The sequence below is a fragment of the Streptomyces luteosporeus genome (genome assembly GCF_039532865.1).
Lineage (GTDB): Bacteria > Actinomycetota > Actinomycetes > Streptomycetales > Streptomycetaceae > Streptomyces > Streptomyces luteosporeus.
Genome location: NZ_BAAASL010000021.1, coordinates 29,115 through 47,909, shown reverse-complemented (window position 1 = coordinate 47,909; position 18,795 = coordinate 29,115). Strand labels below are relative to the sequence as shown.

Genomic DNA, 18,795 nt, shown 5'->3' with positions numbered 1-18,795 from the left:
GCCCGGCAGCCACCCGGGCCGCCATCGCCTGCGCATCCCCACGGGATCCCCACGGGAAGGACCACCCCGCCATGACGACGGGCACCACCAGTGAGATCAGTACGTTCAAGGGCGTCGCCGGACGGCTGAGCGCCGGCCGCATAGGAGTGGCCGGCCTGCTGCTGGCCGTCGTGGCCGCCAGCGCCCCGCTGATGGTCACGGCCGGCGTCATGCCCAGCATCTACGGCGTCATGGGCATCACCGGCCAGCCCCTGCTCTTCGTCATCCTCGGGGTCGTGCTCATCCTGTTCAGCTTCGGCTACGCCGAGATGAGCCGCCACGTCCACAACGCCGGCGCCTTCTACGCCTATATCGCCCGCGGCCTGGGCGGCACCGCCGGCGCCGCCGCCTCCGTCGTGGCCCTCGTCGCCTACAGCGCCATGCAGGTCGGCATCTACGGCATCTTCGGCCACGAGGTGTCCGGACTGCTGCGGGCCCACCTGGGCCTGAGCACCGCCTGGTGGGTGCCGGCCGCGGCGGCCGTCGCCGTCGTCGCCGGCCTCGGCTGGCTGAAGGTCGACCTCAACGTCAAGGTCCTCGGCGTGCTGCTGCTCGTCGAGTGCCTCATGGTCGGCGCCTTCGACCTCGCCGCCGTCGCCGACCCCGGACCGGACGGGCTCTCCCTGCACGCCTTCGACCCCGCCACCCTGGCCGGCGCGGGGCTCGGCACCGCCCTGTCCTTCACCATCGCCTCGTTCGTCGGCTTCGAGCAGGCCGCCGTCTACGCCGAGGAGACCAGCCGCCCGCACGTCGTGGTCGCCCGCGTCACCTTCCTCGCCGTCGGCTTCGTGGCCCTCTTCTTCGCCCTCGGCTCCTGGGCGATGAGCGTGGCCGGCGGCCCCGCGGAGATCACCCGACTGGCCGGCGAAAAGGGCCCCGATCTGCTGTTCGACCTCACCCGGGCCCGGCTGGGGGCCACGTTCACCACCGTCATGCACGTCTTCTACGTCACCGGCATGTTCGCGGCCATGCTCAGCTTCCACAACGTCGTCGCCCGCTACGCCTTCGCCATGGGCCGCGAGGGCCTGCTGCCCGCCGCCCTCGGCCGCACCTCCGCCACCAGCGGCGCACCCGCCTACGGTTCGCTGCTGCAGAGCACCGTCTCCCTGCTCGCCGTCGCCCTCTTCGCCGTCACCGACGACCGGCCCACGGGCGACCCCACCGCGCCCGTCCAGCGGCTGTTCACCTGGATGGGCAACGTCGGCGCGCTCGGCGTCATCCTGCTGATGGCCACCGCCAGCGCCGCCGTCATCGTCTTCTTCGTACGCCGCGGCGCCGCCCGCGCCCAGGCCGCCCGGCTCGTCGCCGCAGCGGCGGCCGGGCTGGCCCTGCTGGTCATCGCCGGCTACGCGGTCAAGGACTTCCACGTGCTCGTCGGCACCGGCCCCGGCTCGGCCCTGGGCTGGGTGCTGCCCGGGCTCATGGGCGCCGCCGTCGTCCTGGGCGTCGTCTACGGGCTCGTGCTCAAGGCGGTGCGCCCCGAGGTCCACGCCCGGATCGGGCTGGGCAACGAGGCGTTCCGGCTGGAGAAGGCCGCGGCCACCGCCGGGGCCCCCACCGCTCAGCGAAAGGTTTCACCATGACCTGCTGCCACCCGGCCACCCCGCAGCCGCAGGGCACCGCCGCCGTCGCCCACCCCCTGGACCCGCTCGGCGCCGAAGAGATCACCACCGCCCGCCGGATCCTGCAGGAAGCGGGCAAGGTGACACCCACCACGCGCTTCCCGATGGTCCTGCTGGAGGAGCCCGCCCGGCACACGGCCGCCGCCCACCGCCCCGGCGACCCCGTCGTGCGCAGGCTGCGCGTCACCCTTCTCGACACGGCCACCGGTGCCTCCGCCGAGGCGGTCGTCGACGCCGGCGCCGGCCTGCTGCTGTCGTACCGGGAGCTCGACCCGGCCACCGAGGGCCAGCCGCAGGTGCTGTTCGAGGAGTACGTGCTCGTCGACGCGCTGGTCAAGGCCGACCCGGGCTGGCGCAAGGCCATGGCCGAGCGGGGGATCGAGGACACCTCGCTCGCCGTCTGCGCCCCGCTCGCCGCGGGCGGCCTCGTGCTCGACCGCCCCGGCCGCCGGCTGCTGCGCTGCCTGACCTGGCTGCGCTGCGACGCCACCGACAACGCCTGGGCGCACCCCGTGGGCGGTCTGGTCGCCGACGTCGACGTCACCGAGCGCACGGTCGTACGGATCGTCGACACCGGAGCCGTCCCCGTACCGGCCGAGTGCGGGCGCTACGAGGCCGAGTTCACCGGCCCGCCCCGCACCGACCTGCGGCCGCTGGAGATCACCCAGAGCCAGGGGCCCTCCTTCCGGCTCGACGGGCCGCAGCTGACCTGGCTGAACTGGAGCTTCCGCATCGACTTCAACGCGCGCGAGGGCCTGGTCCTGCACCGGGTCACCCACCGCGACGGCGACCGCGAGCGGTCCGTGCTCCACCGCGCCTCCCTCGCCGAGATGGCCGTCGCCTACGGCGAGAGCGAGGAGACCCGCAACTGGGTGGCCTTCCTCGACGCCGGCGAGTACTCCCTGGGCCGCAACGCCAACGCGCTGCGCCTGGGCTGCGACTGCCTGGGGGAGATCCACTACCTCAACGCCGTCCTCGCCGACGAGACCGGCGACCCGCTGACGCTGCCGAACGCCATCTGCATCCACGAAGAGGACCAGGGCCTGCTGTGGAAGCACACCGACGTCTTCAACGACATGGCCGTGGAGTCCCGCCGCGCCCGCCGCCTGGTCGTCTCCTACATAGCCACCGTCGGCAACTACGACTACGGCTTCTACTGGTACTTCCACCAGGACGGCACGATCGCCTTCGAGGCCAAGTCCACCGGCATCGTGCAGACCTCGGCGATCGAGCCCGGCGCCGGCTCGCCGCACGGCACCGAGGTGGCCCCCGGCCTGCTGGCCCCCTACCACCAGCACCTGTTCTGCGTGCGCCTCGACGTGGCGGTCGACGGCCTGCACAACACCGTCGAGGAGGTCGACGTCGTCCCCGTGCCGGCCGGCCCGGACAACCCCCACGGCAACGCCTTCACCACCCGGACCACGGTCGTCGCCGACAGCGCCGACGGCGGGCGGCTCGCCGACCCCACGACGGGCCGGCGCTGGCGGATCACCAACCCCGCCTCGCGCAACCGCATGGGGCAGCCCGTCGCGTACACCCTCGTACCGCAGCCGGGGCCCGTCCTGCTCGCCCGGCCCGGCTCGCCGGTCGCCCGGCGCATGGCGTACGGCACCAAGCACCTGTGGGTCACCCGGCACCGCGCCGACCGCCGCTACCCGGCCGGCGAGTACCCCAACCAGCACCCCGGCGACGGCGGCCTGCCGCAGTGGACCACCGGCGGCGAATCCCTGGAGAACACCGAGCTGACCGTCTGGCACACCTTCGGCCCCACCCACCTGCCGCGGCTGGAGGAATGGCCGGTGATGCCGGTCGAGCCCACCGGCTTCACCCTCAAGCCCACCGGCTTCTTCGACCGCAACCCTGCCCTGGACCTCCCCCGGGAGACCCCGAGCGGCCACTGCGCCCCGTAGGGGCGCGGGGCAGTGTCGGTCTGCGGCTCCGCCGCGCGGGCGCGACACGTTGCCTCGACTGCGGGCCGTCGGTGGACGGTCGCGCAGTTCCCCGCGCCCCTGCGGGGCGTTGCATGATTCACCGGACACGCCCTGGGCGCCCCGTAAGGGGCGCGGGGAACTGCGCGACAAGCCACGACGCGCCCGCAGACGGAGTGCCGGGCCGAGCCCGGTTCCCCGGGGTGGTGCGTCGGCTGCGGGCCGTGGGTGGCCGATCGCGCAGTTCCCCGCGCCCCTGACGGGGCGCTAGTCGGCCAGGGCCTTGCCGACCCGCCGGGAGACCGTGAACGCGTACAGGTCCAGCACCCCCGGCGGCTCCGCCAGGCCCGGGCCGCCGGCGCGGACCCAGGCGGCTATGTCGTCCAGCGCCCCGTCGTCGTTGACCAGCCCCAGCCACACCGGCCTGCCGCCCGCGGCCCGGCCGGCGGCCGACGGCTGGACGACGACCACGTTGGCCTGTTCGCACACGTCCAGGCACTCCGACGCCCGTACCGGGGCCGCGCCGTCCAGGGCGGCCCGCAGGCGGGCGATCTGCCCGGCGTGGTCGACGCCGGGCACCTTGGACCCGTCACCGCAGCAGCAGCCGCGGCAGACCGTGATCCGGCAGGGGGCGGGCGCGGGGCGACGAGCGCTGTCAGTGATCATCGGGTGATCATACGGAAGCGCCCGCCGCCTGCGGGAGCCCTCAGTGCTGCTCTTCGGCCGCCACCGGCTTGGGGATGAGGAAGGACGTGGCCAGGGCCGCGACCATGATCGCCACACCGGCCACCATGCCGGCGACGTAGCCGCCGGCCGAGGAGGCGTCCGAGGGCACCAGCGCCGTCTTCACGGCGTACAGCGCGGCGAAGCTCAGCCCCGCGCCCAGGTTGAAGGCGCCCGCGTTCAGGCCGGGCAGGAAGCCCGGGTTCTCCTTCGGGGAGTGCACCACGCCCAGGCCGTTGAGCACGATGTTGGCCACGCCCGCGTAGGTGATGCCGACCAGGACCGAGGTCACCAGCAGCAGCACGCGCGAGTGCGCCGGGATCGTGACGATCATCAGCACGACGGAGGCCGCGGAGCCGACCAGGCCCAGGCGCAGCACGCGCCCGTACCCGAAGGTCGCCGCCAGCCGGCCCGCGACCGGGCCCATGGCCAGGCCGGCGAGGGCGTACGGGGTCAGCGTCCACCAGGCCGACTGCTCGGCGGACATGCCGAGCCCCGCCTGCGCGTCCTGCGCGAACGCCGGGATCAGGCCGTTCATGACGGCGAACACGCCCGTCATGGTGAGCACGGTGGTCAGCAGCGTCGCCCAGGTGGCGCGGCGCCGCAGGTGCGCGGTGGCCACCAGCGGGTGCGCCGAGCGGTCCTCGGTGCGCCAGAACAGGCCGAAGGCGACCGCGGCGATCGCGGTCAGGCCGCCCACCAGCGCCCAGTTCGCACCGCCGAGCTTGCCGGCCTCGTTGAGCGCCACGAGCAGGGCGCCGACCGAGACGACCAGCAGGGCGACGCCCGGCCAGTCCATGCGGTGCGAGCCGGCGACCTTCGACTCCGGGGTTAGGAACGCCACCAGGGCGGTCGCGATCACGGCGACCGCGGCCATGGCCCAGAAGACGGCCTGGAAGCCGTGCTTGTCGGCCAGGAAGCCGCCGGCCAGCGAGTCCACGCCGGCCACGCCGCCGTTGACCGCGGTGATCACGCCCAGCAGCGTGCCGTACCGCTTGGGCTCCTTGATCTCGACGCGCAGCATGATCAGGCACAGCGGCACGACCGGGCCGGAGGCGCCCTGGATCACCCGGCCGGCGAAGAGCATCGGAACGCTGGTCGCGAACGCGGCCACGACGCAGCCGACCGCCATCAGGGCCAGCATGCCGGTGAGCACCTTGCGGCGGCCGACGAGGTCGCCCAGGCGCGGCAGGAAGAGGGAGAACAGGGCCGCCGACGTGAAGAACGCGGTCTGGGTCAGACCGATCTCGGCGGAGCTCGCCCCCAGCTCGTCCTCGATGCTCTTCAGCGCGGGGCTGAGCATGCTGGCGTTGAGCTGGAAGGCGACACAGGCCGCGAGGAGGGCGGTGACCAGCACGCCCACGCGAACGGGACGGCGGTCGGACAGGGAGCGGACCGGAGTGCGCTCGGAGAGAGAAACGTTCATGCCTTGACGTGCGGTGTGGGGGATTGCCGAAGGACGCGGCGCACGACCGCGCACACACAGAAAAACCCCAGCTCAGCTGGGGTTTCCGGTGAGTGTCCGAGGGGGGACTTGAACCCCCACGCCCGATAAAGGGCACTAGCACCTCAAGCTAGCGCGTCTGCCATTCCGCCACCCGGACCAGGTGTCTGTCTCTGCGGGGCGTTCCCCGCGGCGACATGGAAAACAATACCAAACATTCGCGGGTGCCCGATCACCCCTCCTGCCCAGTGATCGGTCCGCTGATCGTTACGGGCGCATGTCGGGCTCATTGCGGCCTTGGGTGGGGGCGGCCCGCGAGGGAGGATGGCCGGTGCACCCATGCCGGCGCCCCGGCCACCAGTGCGCGGCGCCGGACGCGAACCACGAGGAGGCAGCGTGAGCCAGTCGAAGCCGGCCGCGGGGGCGGCGATCCGCGGCGAGGACGAGGTCGTCGACCTGTGCCGGGACCTGATCCGGATCGACACCAGCAACTACGGCGACCACTCCGGTCCCGGCGAGCGGCGCGCGGCGGAGTACGTGGCCGAGAAGCTTGCCGAGGTCGGGCTGGAGCCGCAGATCATCGAGTCCCACCCCGGCCGGGCCTCGACCGTCGCGCGCATCGAGGGCACCGACCCCTCGCGGCCCGCCCTGCTCATCCACGGCCACACCGACGTCGTGCCCGCCGACGCGGGCGACTGGACCCACCACCCCTTCTCCGGCGAGATCGCCGACGGCTGCGTGTGGGGGCGCGGCGCGGTCGACATGAAGGACATGGACGCCATGACCCTCGCCGTCGTCCGCGACCGCCTGCGCTCCGGCCGCCGGCCCTCCCGCGACATCGTGCTCGCCTTCCTCGCCGACGAGGAGGCCGGCGGCGTCTTCGGCGCCCGGCACCTGGTCGACAACCACCGCGACCTGTTCGACGGGGTGACCGAGGCGATCGGCGAGGTCGGCGGCTTCTCCTTCACGGTCAACGAGGACCTGCGGCTGTACCTGATCGAGACCGCCCAGAAGGGCATGCACTGGATGCGGCTGACCGTGGACGGCACCGCCGGCCACGGCTCGATGACCAACAAGGACAACGCGATCACCGAGCTGTGCGAGGCCGTCGCCCGGCTGGGCCGGCACGAGTTCCCGGTGCGCGTGACCAAGACCGTACGGGCGTTCCTCGACGAGCTCTCCGACGCGCTCGGCGTCCCGCTCGACCCCGAGGACATGGAGACCACGCTCGCCACGCTCGGCGGCATCGCCAAGATGATCGGCACCACGCTGCGCAACAGCGCGGCCCCGACGATGCTGGGCGCCGGCTACAAGGTCAACGTCATCCCCGGGCAGGCCACGGCCCACGTCGACGGCCGGTTCCTGCCGGGTTACGAGGAGGAGTTCCTCGCCGACCTCGACCGCATCCTCGGCCCCCGCGTCCGGCGCGAGGACGTGCACGCCGACAAGGCGCTGGAGACCAGCTTCGACGGCCGGCTCGTCGAGGCCATGCAGTCCTCGCTGCGAGCCGAGGACCCCATCGCCCGCGCCGTGCCCTACATGCTCTCCGGCGGCACGGACGCCAAGTCCTTCGACGACCTGGGCATTCGCTGCTTCGGCTTCGCGCCGCTGCAGCTGCCGCCCGAGCTCGACTTCGCCGGAATGTTCCACGGCGTCGACGAGCGGGTGCCCGTCGACGGCCTGAAATTCGGGGTGCGCGTGCTCGACCGGTTCCTCGACGCGTGCTGAAATCCCCCGGGTTCGCCCACCCTTGGTGCTTTCTTAACCGGAAAGAGTGAACGCCCGGGCGCGTACGTAGCCGGATTACCTCCTCATCGTTACAGGTGTGCGGTCCGCGGCTGGGATCGCATTGCCAACAAGGAGGAATCCATGCTCAAGAAGGTCGTCGCCGCTGCGGCTGCCACCAGTGGTCTCGTTCTCGCCGGCGCGGGTGTTGCCGCCGCCAGCAGCGGGGCCCAGGCGGTGTCCACGCACAACCCCGGCGTCGTCTCGGGCAACGTCGTGCAGGTCCCGGTCGAGGTCCCGGTGAACGTGTGCGGCAACACGATCAACGTCGTCGGGCTGCTGAACCCCGCCACCGGCAACGTCTGCGTCAACAAGTGACGTCCCTGTCGGAATCGACGCGGGATTGAACCAGGGTGGCTCCGGAGCGCACGGCTGGTGCTCCGGAGCCACCGGGCTTTTCGACTGGGCATTCCGTTGCGCGGGTAGGGATCGGCGCAATGGAGGCAAAAACAAAAGGGGCAAGACGACAATGCGACAGGTCACCAAGAAGGGCCTGATCACGGCTGCGGCGGCGAGCGGGGTCCTCGCCGCAGTGACCGGCAGCTACGCGCAGGCGGACTCGGGTGCGGGCGCCGTGGCGACGCACAACCCGGGTATCGCGTCCGGGAACACGGTGCAGGTTCCGGTCACCGTTCCGGTCAACGCCTGCGGCAACACCGTCAACGTGGTGGGGCTGCTGAACTCGGCGACGGGCAACACGTGCGTCAACGGCGGGGGCGGCGGCCACGCCACCCACGGCGGTCACGGCGGCGGACACGACGGCGGTCACGGCAGCGGTCACGGCGGGGCACAGGCGGGCGCGAAGAACACCGACTCGCCCGGCATCGGCTCCGGCAACACCGTGCAGGCGCCGATCAGCATCCCGGTGAACGCCTGCGGCAACAGCGTCGACGTGGTGGGCATCGGCAACCCGGCCAGCGGCAACACCTGCGTCAACGACGGCCAGGGCGGCGGGCACGACCACCAGCCGCCGCACGGCGACCAGCCCGGTCACCCGGGCGGGCACCACCCCGGCGGCCACCACAACCCGCCCGGCGAGAAGCCCGGTCACCAGCCGCCGGCCGGTGGCGAGCACCACGGCCCCGGCGGGCACCCGCAGAAGCCGGGCGGCCACATGGGCACCCCGGCCACGGAGGTGAAGGACGCCCACCGCGGGGCGGAGGTCCTCGCCGAGCACCGCCCGGCGACGGTCGCCCAGCAGGCCGCCGAGCTCGCGCACACCGGTGCGGGCCAGATCGGCGCGGCCGCCGCGGCCAGCGCGGCGCTGCTGGCCGGCGGCGCGGTGCTCTACCGCCGCGCCCGCGGCTCCCAGGGCTGACGGCCCCGGAGCACGGTCGCACGGACGCACAAAGGAGCGGGCCCCGCCGCCGCGGGGCCCGCTCCACTGTCGTACCTTTCACACTGTCGTGCCCCTCACCAAGTGGCACGGATCTGGCGGATGATCCGGCGTCGCAGCCGCACCCGCCGGCTGCCGTCCGGATACAGGCGTAGTCGGTCCAACTCCCAGTGTCCGTACTCGGCATGGTCCGTCAGCAAGCGTGTGGCGGCGCCGCGGGAGACCCCTCGGGGCACATACACATCGCAGAATTCGTATTCCGGCATCGCATCTATTGTGCGGGAACGGGCCCGGTGCGGATAGCGTCTGCACTATGTCTGATGCTGCGCAGCCGACCGCTGCCGAGGTACGCGCCGCCGCCGAGGCGGTCAAAGCCGCTCTGGACCGTCACCTCGAGGCCATCGAACGCCGATCGGGGGAGGACGACCCGGCCGTCTACGCCGCGTTCAACGAGCTGGCCGCGACAGCCGAGGCGTACGACGAGCTGCTCTACGACGCCTACGACGAGGTCACCCCGTTCGAGATCCCCGGCGACGACGCCCTGCCCGCCTACGCCGGCCCCGAGGAGCCCAGCGCGCTCAGCGTGCTCATCCGCAGGGACTACGCCGTGGTCGAGCCGCAGCGGCTGCTGTCCCAGGCCCGGCGCGTCGCCGACCTCGACCCCGACGCCGGCGAGGACGTGAGCCGGGGCGCGGCCGCCGCCGGAACCACGGCGGACCTGGTGGGCAGCAGCGTGCACGCGGCCCTGGGAGTGATCTTCGGCGAGTACGAGCCGGACGAAATCGCCTCCCGGCACAAGGAATTCGGCCTGGAGGAGGGTGACTCCACGCTGTGGGTCGCGGCCGCCGACGAACCCAGCGACCCGGGGGAGTGGCTCTCGGCGCCGTTCGACGACGCCGACCCGCAGCGGGTCGTGTGCCGCTTCGACGTCAGCGCCGTCTTCGACGAGGAACCCGACGGCGAGGACGACGACGCCGACGGGCGCGACGGCGACGAGGGCGGCGACGACGGGGACGACGGCGACGACGACCTGGAGGTCGTGCGGGGGAAGGGGCGCTGAGCCCCGTCCCCTGCCCGCCGGCCGGGCAGGATCACCCGGCAGTGCGCGTCTGCGCCTCCAGCAGCCCCCGCAGCCGGGTGGTCCGCTCCTTCGCCGGCACCCCCGCCACGGCCCGGGGCAGCGCCTGATCCACGCCGTGCACCACCGACAGGTGCCGCTCGGCGCGGCCGAAGGCCGTGTACACCCAGGACCGGGTCAGGCCCTGCGCCGCATCGCCCGGCAGCACGACCACGGCCGCCGGCCAGCGCGCACCGGCCGCCTGATGGGCGGTCACGGCCCAGCCGTGCCGCACCTCCTCGGCCACCCGCCCGGGCGGCACGACCACCGGCGCCCCGCCGCACTCCAGCCGCAGGCCGTCCGCATCCGCCCCGACCACGGTGCCGGGCACCATGCGGCCGGGCGCCGGCACGTACGCGACGCGGTCGCCGGGGTCGAAGCCGCCGAAGCGGCCCGGCCCGGGGTTCAGCCGCTCCTTCAGCGCCGCGTTGAGCGCCCGGGTGCCGGCCGGGCCGCCGTGACCCGGGGTGATCACCTGCGTCTGCTCCGCGGGCACGCCGATCGCCCGCGGAATCGAATCCGCCACGAGCTGCACCGTGCGGTGCACGGCCTCCGCCGGCTCGCGCACGGGCACGATCACCACCTCCTTGCCGGGCGCCTCCACCTGGGCCAGCTCGCCCACGCCGATGCCGGAGACCAGCTCCCCGAGGGGGCCCGGATCCGGGGTGCGCGAGACCACCGCCGGACAGGCGCGGGCCGCCACGACGTCCGCGAAGACCCGGCCGGGGCCCGCCGACCACAGCACGCCGGGATCACCGCTGAGCACCAGGCGGGTGCCGTCCGCCAGCGACTCCACCAGCAGGGCGGCCGTCTCCACGTCCAGCTGCGGGGCGTCCAGCACGGCCAGGACGTCCAGGGCGAGCGCGCCGTCCTCGTCCCGGCCGGGCCCCTCCTGCCCCGACAACAGTCCGGCCACGGTCACGGCGTCGGCCACGCCCAGGCCGGCGAGCCGGCGGCGGCCGTCCTCGGTGTGGGCCGCCGCCCAGGCCCGCAGGCCCAGGCCGGCCGCCGCCGCGACCAGCGCGGCGGGCTCGGCCCGGGCGGCCTCGCCGCCGCTGTGCGTCACCAGGCCGTGGCCGGCCGCCGCGCGGATCAGCTCGGCGGCGGACGGCGCCGGGGCGGCGGCCTCCGCGGCCTCCCAGTCGCCCTCCGCCTCGGCGGGGGCGGCCGTGATCAGCCGGGCCAGCCCGTCGGCGAGGCTCTCCTCCGCCATCGCATACCGGTCCAGCCCGAGGAGCAGCCGGACGGGCGCCTCCTGCCCCTCCTCCTCTTCGTCCCCCTCCCGGAACACCAGGACGGTGCCGTCGGCAACGGCACTCTGCAGCGCCGCGTCCGCGTCCGGGACGGACCGCTTGGCCAGCTCGGCGCGCAGCGCCGAGGACTCGAGCGCGGTGTGCCCGGCGAGGGCCGCACGCTCCAGCAGCCACACCACCAGGGCACGGGCGCGCCGCTCGTCGGCGGGCCCGCACGCGTCGCCCAGCAGCGCCCGGGCGAACCCGTCCGCCTGCTCCGGCCGGACGCCCGGCACGGCGAGCAGCCGCCAGGGGTCCTCGCGCAGCTCCTCGGCGGCCTGCTCGCCGAGGGCCTCGGCGACGGCCCCCGCCAGCTGCGCGGGCGCCCCGCCGGCGGCGAGCACCTCGGTCAGCCCGGCACTCGGCACGACCCGGGCCGCCGGCCGCACGGGCCGCTCCGCGGCGGGCGCGGTGGGCGCGGCGGCGCGGGGCTGGGGCTTGGGCCGGGGCGCGGCCTTGCGCTCGGTGAAGAACGAATCGGCGGACCGCTCCCCGCTCTCCACGGCTCGCACGGCGGCGGCCAGCGCCTCGGCCACGGCCGACCGCTTGGACGCGGCGCCCGGCGCCTGCGGCGCGGCCTGCTCACCACCGGGGGGCGCGCCCTGCGCCTGCGGCGCGGCCGTCTCCTCGCGGGAGGCCGCGTCCGCCGCGGCACGCGGCGCTGCGGGCTCGTCGGAGTGCGCACCCGGCGCGTGTTGCGCGGCCTGCTCCCCCTCGGGGCCCCCGGCACTGCCGCGCGAAGGGGCGCCCGGCGCTGGGTCGACCGCGTCGGGACCGGGCCCGGCGACCGGCTCGGGACCCGGTGCCGTCGGCCCGTCGGCCGGCTCGCCGCCGCTCGCGGACGGCGTCGCGCTGCCCGCGCCGGCGAGTGCCGCGCCCCCCGCAGGGCTTGCGGCGGAGACCGCAGGGCCCGCGGCAGGACCTGCAACGTGGTCGCCGACGCCCCCGGCAGGGCTTGGTGCGGGGGAATCCGCGGTGGCCCCCGCCGGGGGCGCGGCGGGGCCGGGGCCCGTGGCGTCGGGCGTGCGGGGGTCGGTCACAGCGTGCTCCAGTCCTGGTCCGGGTAGCGGTGCACGGGCGCCGACACGTCGTCGAGCGCCTGGCAGATCTCGTGCGGAAGCGTAAGGGTCTCCACTGACAATGCCGCTCTGAGCTGCTGTGCCGTGCGGGCGCCGACGATCGGGGCGACGACTCCGGGCCGGTCGCGCACCCATGCCAGGGCGACCTGGAGGCAGGTCGTGGCGAGGCCGTCGGCCGCGGTTTGTACGGCGTCCACGACGCCGCGCGCCGTCTCGTCGAGGTACGGGGCGACGAACGGCGCCAGGCGCTCGGAGGCGCCGCGCGAGTCGGCGGGCGTCGCGTGCCGGTACTTGCCGGTGAGTACGCCGCGTCCCAGGGGGGAGGACGGCAGCAGGCCCACGCCCAGGTCGAGCGCGGCCGGCAGCACTTCGCGCTCGACGCCGCGTTGCAGCAGGGAGTACTCCATCTGCGTACAGGCCAGCCGGGTGCGCCCGCCGGGTGCGGCGAGCTGCCAGGTGGCGGCCTTGGCGAGCTGCCAGCCGCAGAAGTTGGAGACGCCCGCGTAGCGGGCCCGTCCGCTGGCGACCGCGAGGTCGACGGCGTGCAGCGTCTCCTCCAGCGGGGTGTGCGGGTCGAAGGCGTGGACCTGCCATATGTCCACGTGGTCGGTGCCGAGCCGGTCCAGGGAGGCGTCGAGGGCGGCGAGCAGGTGGCCGCGGGAGCAGTCCACGCGCCGCTGGGGGTCCGGCACGCTGCCGGCCTTGGTGGCGATGACCACGTCGTCGCGGGGCACGAGGTCGCCGAGGAGCCGGCCGAGGAGGAGTTCGGCGCGCCCGTCGGCGTAGACGTCCGCGGTGTCGACGAGGCTGCCGCCCGCCTCCCAGAACGTCCGCAGTTGCTCGGCCGCGTCGTGTTCTCCCGTGTCCCGGCCCCAGGTGAGCGTGCCGAGCCCGAGCCGGGAGACCCGTAGCCCCGTACGGCCGAGGTGCCTGTGTTCCATGAGCGCCGAGAGTATCGGTGACGTACCAGGGGTCGGCGCGCTAGAGTCCGCCCGACAACGACGTTACTGACGAGTAAGGGGTGCGGCATGCGGCTCGGTATCAACCTCGGCTACTGGGGAGCCGGGATGGACGCGGACAACCTCGCGGTCGCCCGCGAGGCCGACCGGCTGGGCTACGCGGTGTGCTGGGCCGCCGAGGCCTACGGCTCGGACGCCGCCACCGTGCTCGCCTGGGTCGCCGCCCAGACCGAGCGCATCGACGTCGGCTCGGCCATCTTCCAGATCCCGGCCCGCACGCCCACCATGACGGCGATGACGGCCGCCACGCTCGACTCGCTCTCCGGCGGTCGCTTCCGCCTGGGCCTCGGCGTGTCGGGGCCGCAGGTCTCCGAGGGCTGGTACGGGGTGAAGTTCGACAAGCCGCTCGCCCGCACCCGCGAGTACGTCGAGATCATCCGCAAGGCCATGTCGCGCGAGCGCCTGACCCACGACGGCGACCACTGGACCCTGCCCCTGCCCGGCGGTCCCGGCAAGCCCATCAAGCTCACCGTGCACCCGGTGCGCGAGCACATCCCGCTGTACATCGCCGCCATCGGCCCGAAGAACCTGGAGCAGACCGGCGAGATCGCCGACGGCGCCCTCCTGGTCTTCTTCGCCCCCGAGCACGCCGAGGAGACCACCCTCGCGCCGCTGCGCGCGGGCCGCGAGAAGGCCGGCAAGTCGCTGGACGGCTTCGACATCGTGCCGACCGTCCCCATCGCCCTCGGCGACGACGTCGACGCCCTGGCCGACCTCTTCCGCCCGTACACCGCCCTGTACGTCGGCGGCATGGGCAGCCCCAAGCAGAACTTCTACAACAAGCTGGCGAGCCGCATGGGCTACGAGAAGGAGGCCGCGGAGATCCAGCAGAAGTACCTCTCGGGCGACAAGCAGGGCGCCGCCGCAGCCGTACCGCGCACGCTCATCGACTCCACCACCCTGCTCGGCTCCGTCGAGCGGATCGCCGACCGCATGAAGGCCTACGCGGACGCCGGCGTGACCACGCTCTCCCTCGCGCCCGCCGGCCTGACCCTGGACGAGCGCCTGGCCGCCCTGCGCGCCGGTGTCCAGGCCCTGGAGCTGGCCGGTCTGGCCTAAAGCCGGACGGCGGATGCGCCGATAGGGAATTCTGCGGCCGTGGTGGGGGCTCGGGGGTCTGTCTCCCCGCCACGGCCGACACCGAGCACAACGCCCGTGCGCCGTCATGGTTACGCGCCGGGCGCACCGGAAATCCCCGCACGAGATCCTCCGTTCGGCCCAGCGCCCCCGGCCGCCTGATTGCCGCCCGCCGGCAGGGGCACTTGACTTTGTGCCTACGGAGGTGACGGCCATGCTCACGGCCAGGAGTCTGTTCCAGGAGATCCTCGGCGACGACGAGGCCTTCCGGCTCTTCTGCTCCCTCGCGGCCGGCGGCGAAGCCCAGGGAGGCTGGGAGAACGGCCGGATCGCCGCCCTCGTGCCGCCCGCCCTGCAGCACCTCGCGCCGAAGATCGCCCGGCACGGCGCCGACGAGGACAAGCACGGCCGCATCTTCCGGGCGCTGCTGCACCGGCGCGGCCTGGAGCCGGCCGACGTGCCGCCCGAGGCCGACTACACCATGATCCTCATGCGCCGCGGCATCGGCCTGCCCCACGACAAGCTCCGCGCCGACGTCCCGCTCACCGAGCGCGACATCCTCTCCTACCTCGCCCACAGCCGCGTCACCGAACAGCGCGCCGCCGACCAGATGGACATGCTCACCCGGCACTTCGGCGACCACCCCGAGGTCGGCAGGGCCATCCGGATGATCTGCGCCGACGAGACCAACCACCTCGCCTACTGCCACGAGGAACTGCTGCACCTGGCCGCCCTCGGACACGGCCGCGCCATCCGGGACCTGCTGCGCGAGAGCGCCCTGGCCGAGATCGCCGTTTACCGCGACGTCAGCCTCGCCGTGACGGACCGCATGGCCCGCATCCTGCGCTGGCCGCGCGCCAAGTCGGCCGCCTTGAGGGCCGGCATCCACGCCCTGTACGCGTACGAGCGGGCCGGCGGATGGCGCCGCATGACCACCCTGCGCATGCCCGAGCGCCGAGGCGCCCTCGGCGGCCCGGCGACCCCGGCCCCCGAGTTCGTCTGAGCCCCGGCGACCGAGCGCTCACGGCCGGCCGCGGCTCACAGCCAGCCGCGGCGCTTGAACATCCGGTACAGCCAGTACACCAGCCCCGCCATCAGGGTCACCGCAGCCGGGTAGCCCCAGGGCTGGCGCAGTTCGGGCATGTGGGTGAAGTTCATCCCGTACACCCCGGCGATCATCGTCGGCACCGCCGCCATCGCCGCATAGGCCGAAATCTTGCGCATGTCGTCGTTCTGCTGCACGCCCATCTGGGCCAGATGGGCCGAGAGGATGTCCGACAACAGCCGGTCCAGGCCCTCGATGGACTCGTTCGCCCGGATCAGGTGGTCGCTCACGTCGCGGAAGAAGGGCCAGGACTTCTCGTCGACGAACGGCAGCCGCGTCGTCGACAGGCGCGCCACCGGCTCGCTCAGCGGCAGGGTCGCCCGCCGGAACTCCACCACCTGGCGCTTGAAGGAGTAGATGCGCGAGGCGGTGTGCCGCACGTCCTCGCCCAGCGGCGCGAACACCTCCGCCTCCAGCTCGTCGAGGTCCGCGTGCAGCATGACGGCCACCTCGGTGTAGTGGTCCACGACGGCGTCGCACACCGCGTACAGCACCGCTGTCGGGCCGTGCCGCAGTATGTCCGGATCCCGCTCCAGCCTCTTGCGCACCTCGCCCAGGGGACTGCCCTCGCCGTGGCGCACGCTCACCACGAAGCAGTTGCCGATGAACAGCATGAGCTCGTCGGTGGTGACGGTGTCCCGCAGGTCGTCGTAGACCACGGGTTTGAGCACCATGAACAGCGAGTCGTCGTAGACCTCCAGCTTCGGCCGCTGGTGGGCGTTGAGCGCGTCCTCCACCGCCAGCGGGTGCAGGCCGAACTCGTGGGTGACCAGGTCGAACTCCTCCTGTGTGGGCTCGTACAGCCCGATCCACACGAAGGACTCCCCTTCGGCCCGGGCGACCTCCAGCGCGTCCGCGAGCTCGGCGGGCCCCTCCGTACGGTGTCCGTGCCGGTAGATGGCGCAGTCCACGATCATGCAAGGAAGTCTTCCGCCCAGAGGTCCGCCGTACACCCGCCCGGGCCCGCCGCACACCGGACGGCGGTCGTAGGCTGGCCACCATGCCCACGCTGATCCTGCTCAGGCACGGCCGGTCCACCGCCAACACCTCCGGGGTACTGGCCGGGTGGACCCCGGGAGTGGCCCTCGACGAGCGCGGCGCCGCCCAGGCCGCCGCCCTGCCGCAGCGGCTCTCCGGCGTCCCGCTCGCCGCAGCCGTCACCAGCCCCCTGCAGCGCTGCCGCGAGACCCTCGCGCCGCTGCTCGCCGCCCGCCCCGAGCTGCCCCTGCACACCGACGAGCGCATCGGCGAGTGCCACTACGGCGACTGGTCCGGCCGCAAGCTCGCCGAACTGGCCGACGAGCCCCTGTGGGAGGTCGTCCAGCGGCACCCCTCCGCAGCCGTCTTCCCCGGCGGCGAGTCGATGCGCGCCCTGCAGGCGCGCGCCGTCGACGCCGTGCACGAGTGGAACGAGCGGATCACGGCCGGGCACGGCGAGAACGCCGTCTACCTGATGTGCACCCACGGCGACCTGATCAAGGCCGTCGTCGCCGACGCCCTCGGCCTGCACCTGGACCACTTCCAGCGCATCACCGCCGACCCCTGCTCCCTGACCGCCGTCCGCTACACCCGGCTGCGGCCCTACCTGCTGCGCCTCGGCGACACCGGCGACCTCGCCGGGCTCGTCCCCCGCGAGGACGCGGCCGGCGCGGCCGGCGCGGGCGGCAGCCCGGACGCGGCGGTGGGGGGCGGCGCGGGAGCACCGTGATCGTCCCGCGCAGTAGGGTGGGGACCCGGGCCGCCGCCACCGGCACCCGGCATCCGTCATCCGGACCATTCGAAGCCTTCGAACCCAATGGAGCAGGACGTTGTCCCGTCAGGTGTTCCTCTATGACCCGCCGGACCGCTTCGTCGCCGGTACGGTCGGGCTGCCGGGCCGCCGCACTTTCTTCCTCCAGGCCAGCGCCGGCGGCCGCACCACCAGCGTGGCGCTGGAGAAGGCCCAGGTGGAGGCGCTCGCCCAGCGCATCGACGAACTGCTCGACGAGGTCGTGCGACGCACCGGCGGCAGCGCCCCCGTGCCCGCCATGGCCCCCGTCGAGGTCGCCGACACCGCGCCCCTCGACACTCCCATCGAGGAGGAGTTCCGGGTCGGCACCATGGCCCTGGCCTGGGACGGCGACTCCCAGCGCATGGTCGTCGAGGCCCAGGCCCTCGTCGAGCTGGAGGCCGACACCGACGAGGACCTCGCCGAGGCCGAGGAGCGGCTGCTGCAGGACGAGCTGAACGGCCCGCCCATGCTGCGCGTGCGCATCACCGGCGCCATGGCCCGGGCCTTCGCCAAGCGCGCCCTGGAAGTCGTCAACGCCGGCCGGCCGCCGTGCCCCCTGTGCAGCCTGCCGCTCGACCCGGAGGGACACGTATGTCCGCGCCAGAACGGATACCGCCGCGGAGCGTGACCCCGCACGAGCTGCTGGCCAAGGGCGAGCTGACGGTCCGTGGCCGCATCCGCGAGGCCTCCAACGCGGTGCTGTACTGCACCGTCGAGTACGAGGGCGTGAGCGCCGCCTGCGTCTACAAGCCCGTGGCCGGGGAACGGCCCCTGTGGGACTTCCCCGACGGCACCCTCGCCCAGCGCGAGGTCGCCGCCTACGAGCTGTCCGAGGCCATGGGCTGGGGGCTCGTCCCGCCCACCGTGCTGCGTGACGGACCGTACGGCGAGGGCATGTGCCAGCTGTGGATAGAGGCCACCGAGGACGAGGACGGCCGCGCCCTCCTCGCCCTCGTCGAGGGCGACGACCCCGGCCCCGGCTGGAAGGCCGTCGGCTACGCGGACGTCGGCGAGGACCGCACCGCCCTCCTCGTGCACGCCGACGACGAGCGGCTGCGCCGGCTGGCCGTCCTCGACGCCGTGATCAACAACGGCGACCGCAAGGGCGGCCACCTGCTCCCCGCCGCCGACGGGCGGCTCTACGCCATCGACCACGGTGTGACCTTCAACGCCGACGACAAGCTGCGCACGCTCCTGTGGGGGTGGGCGGGGGAGCCGCTGACCGACGAGGCGCTCCGGGCGCTGCGGCGCCTCGCCGCCGACCTGGCCGAGGGGCGGCCGCTGGCGGCCCGCCTGGCCGAGCTGATCACTCCCGCGGAGATCGACGCGCTGCGCTCCCGGGTGGCGGAACTCCTGCGGACGGGCCGCCACCGCGAACCGAGCGGGCAGTGGCCCGCGATCCCCTGGCCCCCGGTGTAGGCGCCTTGGCCACGCGGCGCCCGGTGCCCCGTAAGGGGC

17 protein-coding genes and 1 tRNA gene are annotated in these 18,795 nt (G+C 73.9%); 11 read left to right on the top strand and 7 right to left on the bottom strand.

Features of this window, described 5'->3' with window-relative positions; translation table 11 throughout:
- Positions 1–71 precede the first annotated feature (71 nt).
- Positions 72–1,622 (top strand): APC family permease, encoded by a 1,551-nt coding sequence (locus ABD361_RS24440; protein WP_344437973.1) that lies wholly within the window; start codon positions 72–74, stop codon positions 1,620–1,622.
- Positions 1,619–3,571 carry a primary-amine oxidase gene (locus ABD361_RS24435; RefSeq protein ID WP_344437971.1) on the top strand — a complete coding sequence of 651 codons (1,953 nt, stop codon included), beginning with the start codon at positions 1,619–1,621 and terminating at the stop codon, positions 3,569–3,571. The genes ABD361_RS24440 and ABD361_RS24435 overlap by 4 nt, the downstream gene beginning before the upstream one ends.
- 285 nt (positions 3,572–3,856) lie before the next feature.
- Here ABD361_RS24435 and ABD361_RS24430 read toward each other — a convergent pair whose 3' ends face one another.
- From ABD361_RS24430 to ABD361_RS24420, 3 genes are all read right to left on the bottom strand, one after another.
- On the bottom strand, positions 3,857–4,255 hold the full coding sequence (locus ABD361_RS24430; RefSeq protein ID WP_344437969.1) for a (2Fe-2S) ferredoxin domain-containing protein: 399 nt from the start codon (positions 4,253–4,255) through the stop codon (positions 3,857–3,859).
- A gap of 40 nt (positions 4,256–4,295) precedes the next feature.
- The gene (gene uriT, locus ABD361_RS24425; RefSeq protein WP_344437967.1) at positions 4,296–5,738 is read right to left on the bottom strand and encodes a uridine transporter UriT; all 1,443 of its coding nucleotides are present in this window, start codon (positions 5,736–5,738) and stop codon (positions 4,296–4,298) included.
- A 93-nt stretch (positions 5,739–5,831) separates the two neighbouring features.
- Positions 5,832–5,916 (bottom strand) — tRNA-Leu (locus ABD361_RS24420).
- Between the two features lie 236 nt (positions 5,917–6,152).
- On the opposite strand from ABD361_RS24420, the gene ABD361_RS24415 reads away from it, so the two are divergent.
- The 3 genes from ABD361_RS24415 to ABD361_RS24405 all read left to right on the top strand — a co-directional run bounded on the left by ABD361_RS24415 (position 6,153) and on the right by ABD361_RS24405 (position 8,859).
- Positions 6,153–7,484 carry a M20/M25/M40 family metallo-hydrolase gene (locus ABD361_RS24415; RefSeq protein ID WP_344437965.1) on the top strand — a complete coding sequence of 444 codons (1,332 nt, stop codon included), beginning with the start codon at positions 6,153–6,155 and terminating at the stop codon, positions 7,482–7,484.
- 141 nt (positions 7,485–7,625) lie between these two features.
- A complete protein-coding gene (locus tag ABD361_RS24410; protein WP_344437963.1) occupies positions 7,626–7,859 on the top strand; it encodes a chaplin family protein in 234 nt (77 codons plus the stop codon).
- Between the two features lie 151 nt (positions 7,860–8,010).
- Entirely contained in the window at positions 8,011–8,859 is an 849-nt protein-coding gene (locus ABD361_RS24405) for a chaplin (protein WP_344437961.1), read from the top strand.
- Positions 8,860–8,954: 95 nt separating this feature from the next.
- Here the strand turns inward: ABD361_RS24405 and ABD361_RS24400 are convergent, their stop codons facing one another.
- The gene (locus ABD361_RS24400) at positions 8,955–9,143 is read right to left on the bottom strand and encodes a DUF5703 family protein (RefSeq protein ID WP_344437958.1); all 189 of its coding nucleotides are present in this window, start codon (positions 9,141–9,143) and stop codon (positions 8,955–8,957) included.
- 47 nt (positions 9,144–9,190) lie between these two features.
- Here ABD361_RS24400 and ABD361_RS24395 point away from each other — a divergent pair, with 47 nt between their 5' ends.
- Entirely contained in the window at positions 9,191–9,937 is a 747-nt protein-coding gene (locus ABD361_RS24395) for a hypothetical protein (protein WP_344437956.1), read from the top strand.
- Positions 9,938–9,968: 31 nt separating this feature from the next.
- Here ABD361_RS24395 and ABD361_RS24390 read toward each other — a convergent pair whose 3' ends face one another.
- Positions 9,969–12,326 carry a helix-hairpin-helix domain-containing protein gene (locus ABD361_RS24390; protein WP_344437954.1) on the bottom strand — a complete coding sequence of 786 codons (2,358 nt, stop codon included), beginning with the start codon at positions 12,324–12,326 and terminating at the stop codon, positions 9,969–9,971.
- Entirely contained in the window at positions 12,323–13,306 is a 984-nt protein-coding gene (locus ABD361_RS24385; protein WP_344437952.1) for an aldo/keto reductase, read from the bottom strand. The genes ABD361_RS24390 and ABD361_RS24385 overlap by 4 nt, the downstream gene beginning before the upstream one ends.
- Positions 13,307–13,393: 87 nt before the next feature.
- Here ABD361_RS24385 and ABD361_RS24380 point away from each other — a divergent pair, with 87 nt between their 5' ends.
- Positions 13,394–14,443, top strand: coding sequence for an LLM class F420-dependent oxidoreductase (locus ABD361_RS24380; protein WP_344437950.1), 1,050 nt, complete (start codon positions 13,394–13,396; stop codon positions 14,441–14,443).
- A gap of 232 nt (positions 14,444–14,675) precedes the next feature.
- Positions 14,676–15,464: a ferritin-like domain-containing protein gene (locus tag ABD361_RS24375; protein ID WP_344437947.1), complete on the top strand. Its 789-nt coding sequence runs from the start codon at positions 14,676–14,678 to the stop codon at positions 15,462–15,464.
- A 35-nt stretch (positions 15,465–15,499) separates the two neighbouring features.
- On the opposite strand, the gene corA is transcribed toward ABD361_RS24375, so the two are convergent.
- On the bottom strand, positions 15,500–16,483 hold the full coding sequence (corA, locus tag ABD361_RS24370) for a magnesium/cobalt transporter CorA (protein WP_344437946.1): 984 nt from the start codon (positions 16,481–16,483) through the stop codon (positions 15,500–15,502).
- A gap of 83 nt (positions 16,484–16,566) precedes the next feature.
- On the opposite strand from corA, the gene ABD361_RS24365 reads away from it, so the two are divergent.
- The 3 genes from ABD361_RS24365 (at position 16,567) to ABD361_RS24355 (ending at position 18,756) form a co-directional block, all read left to right on the top strand.
- Positions 16,567–17,274, top strand: a complete 708-nt coding sequence (locus ABD361_RS24365; protein ID WP_344437945.1) for a histidine phosphatase family protein — start codon at positions 16,567–16,569, stop codon at positions 17,272–17,274.
- Positions 17,275–17,374: 100 nt separating this feature from the next.
- The gene (locus tag ABD361_RS24360) at positions 17,375–17,965 is read left to right on the top strand and encodes a DUF3090 domain-containing protein (RefSeq protein WP_344437943.1); all 591 of its coding nucleotides are present in this window, start codon (positions 17,375–17,377) and stop codon (positions 17,963–17,965) included.
- Positions 17,929–18,756: an SCO1664 family protein gene (locus tag ABD361_RS24355; RefSeq protein ID WP_344437940.1), complete on the top strand. Its 828-nt coding sequence runs from the start codon at positions 17,929–17,931 to the stop codon at positions 18,754–18,756. Before ABD361_RS24360 ends, ABD361_RS24355 begins: the two co-directional genes overlap by 37 nt.
- Positions 18,757–18,795: the final 39 nt, after the last annotated feature.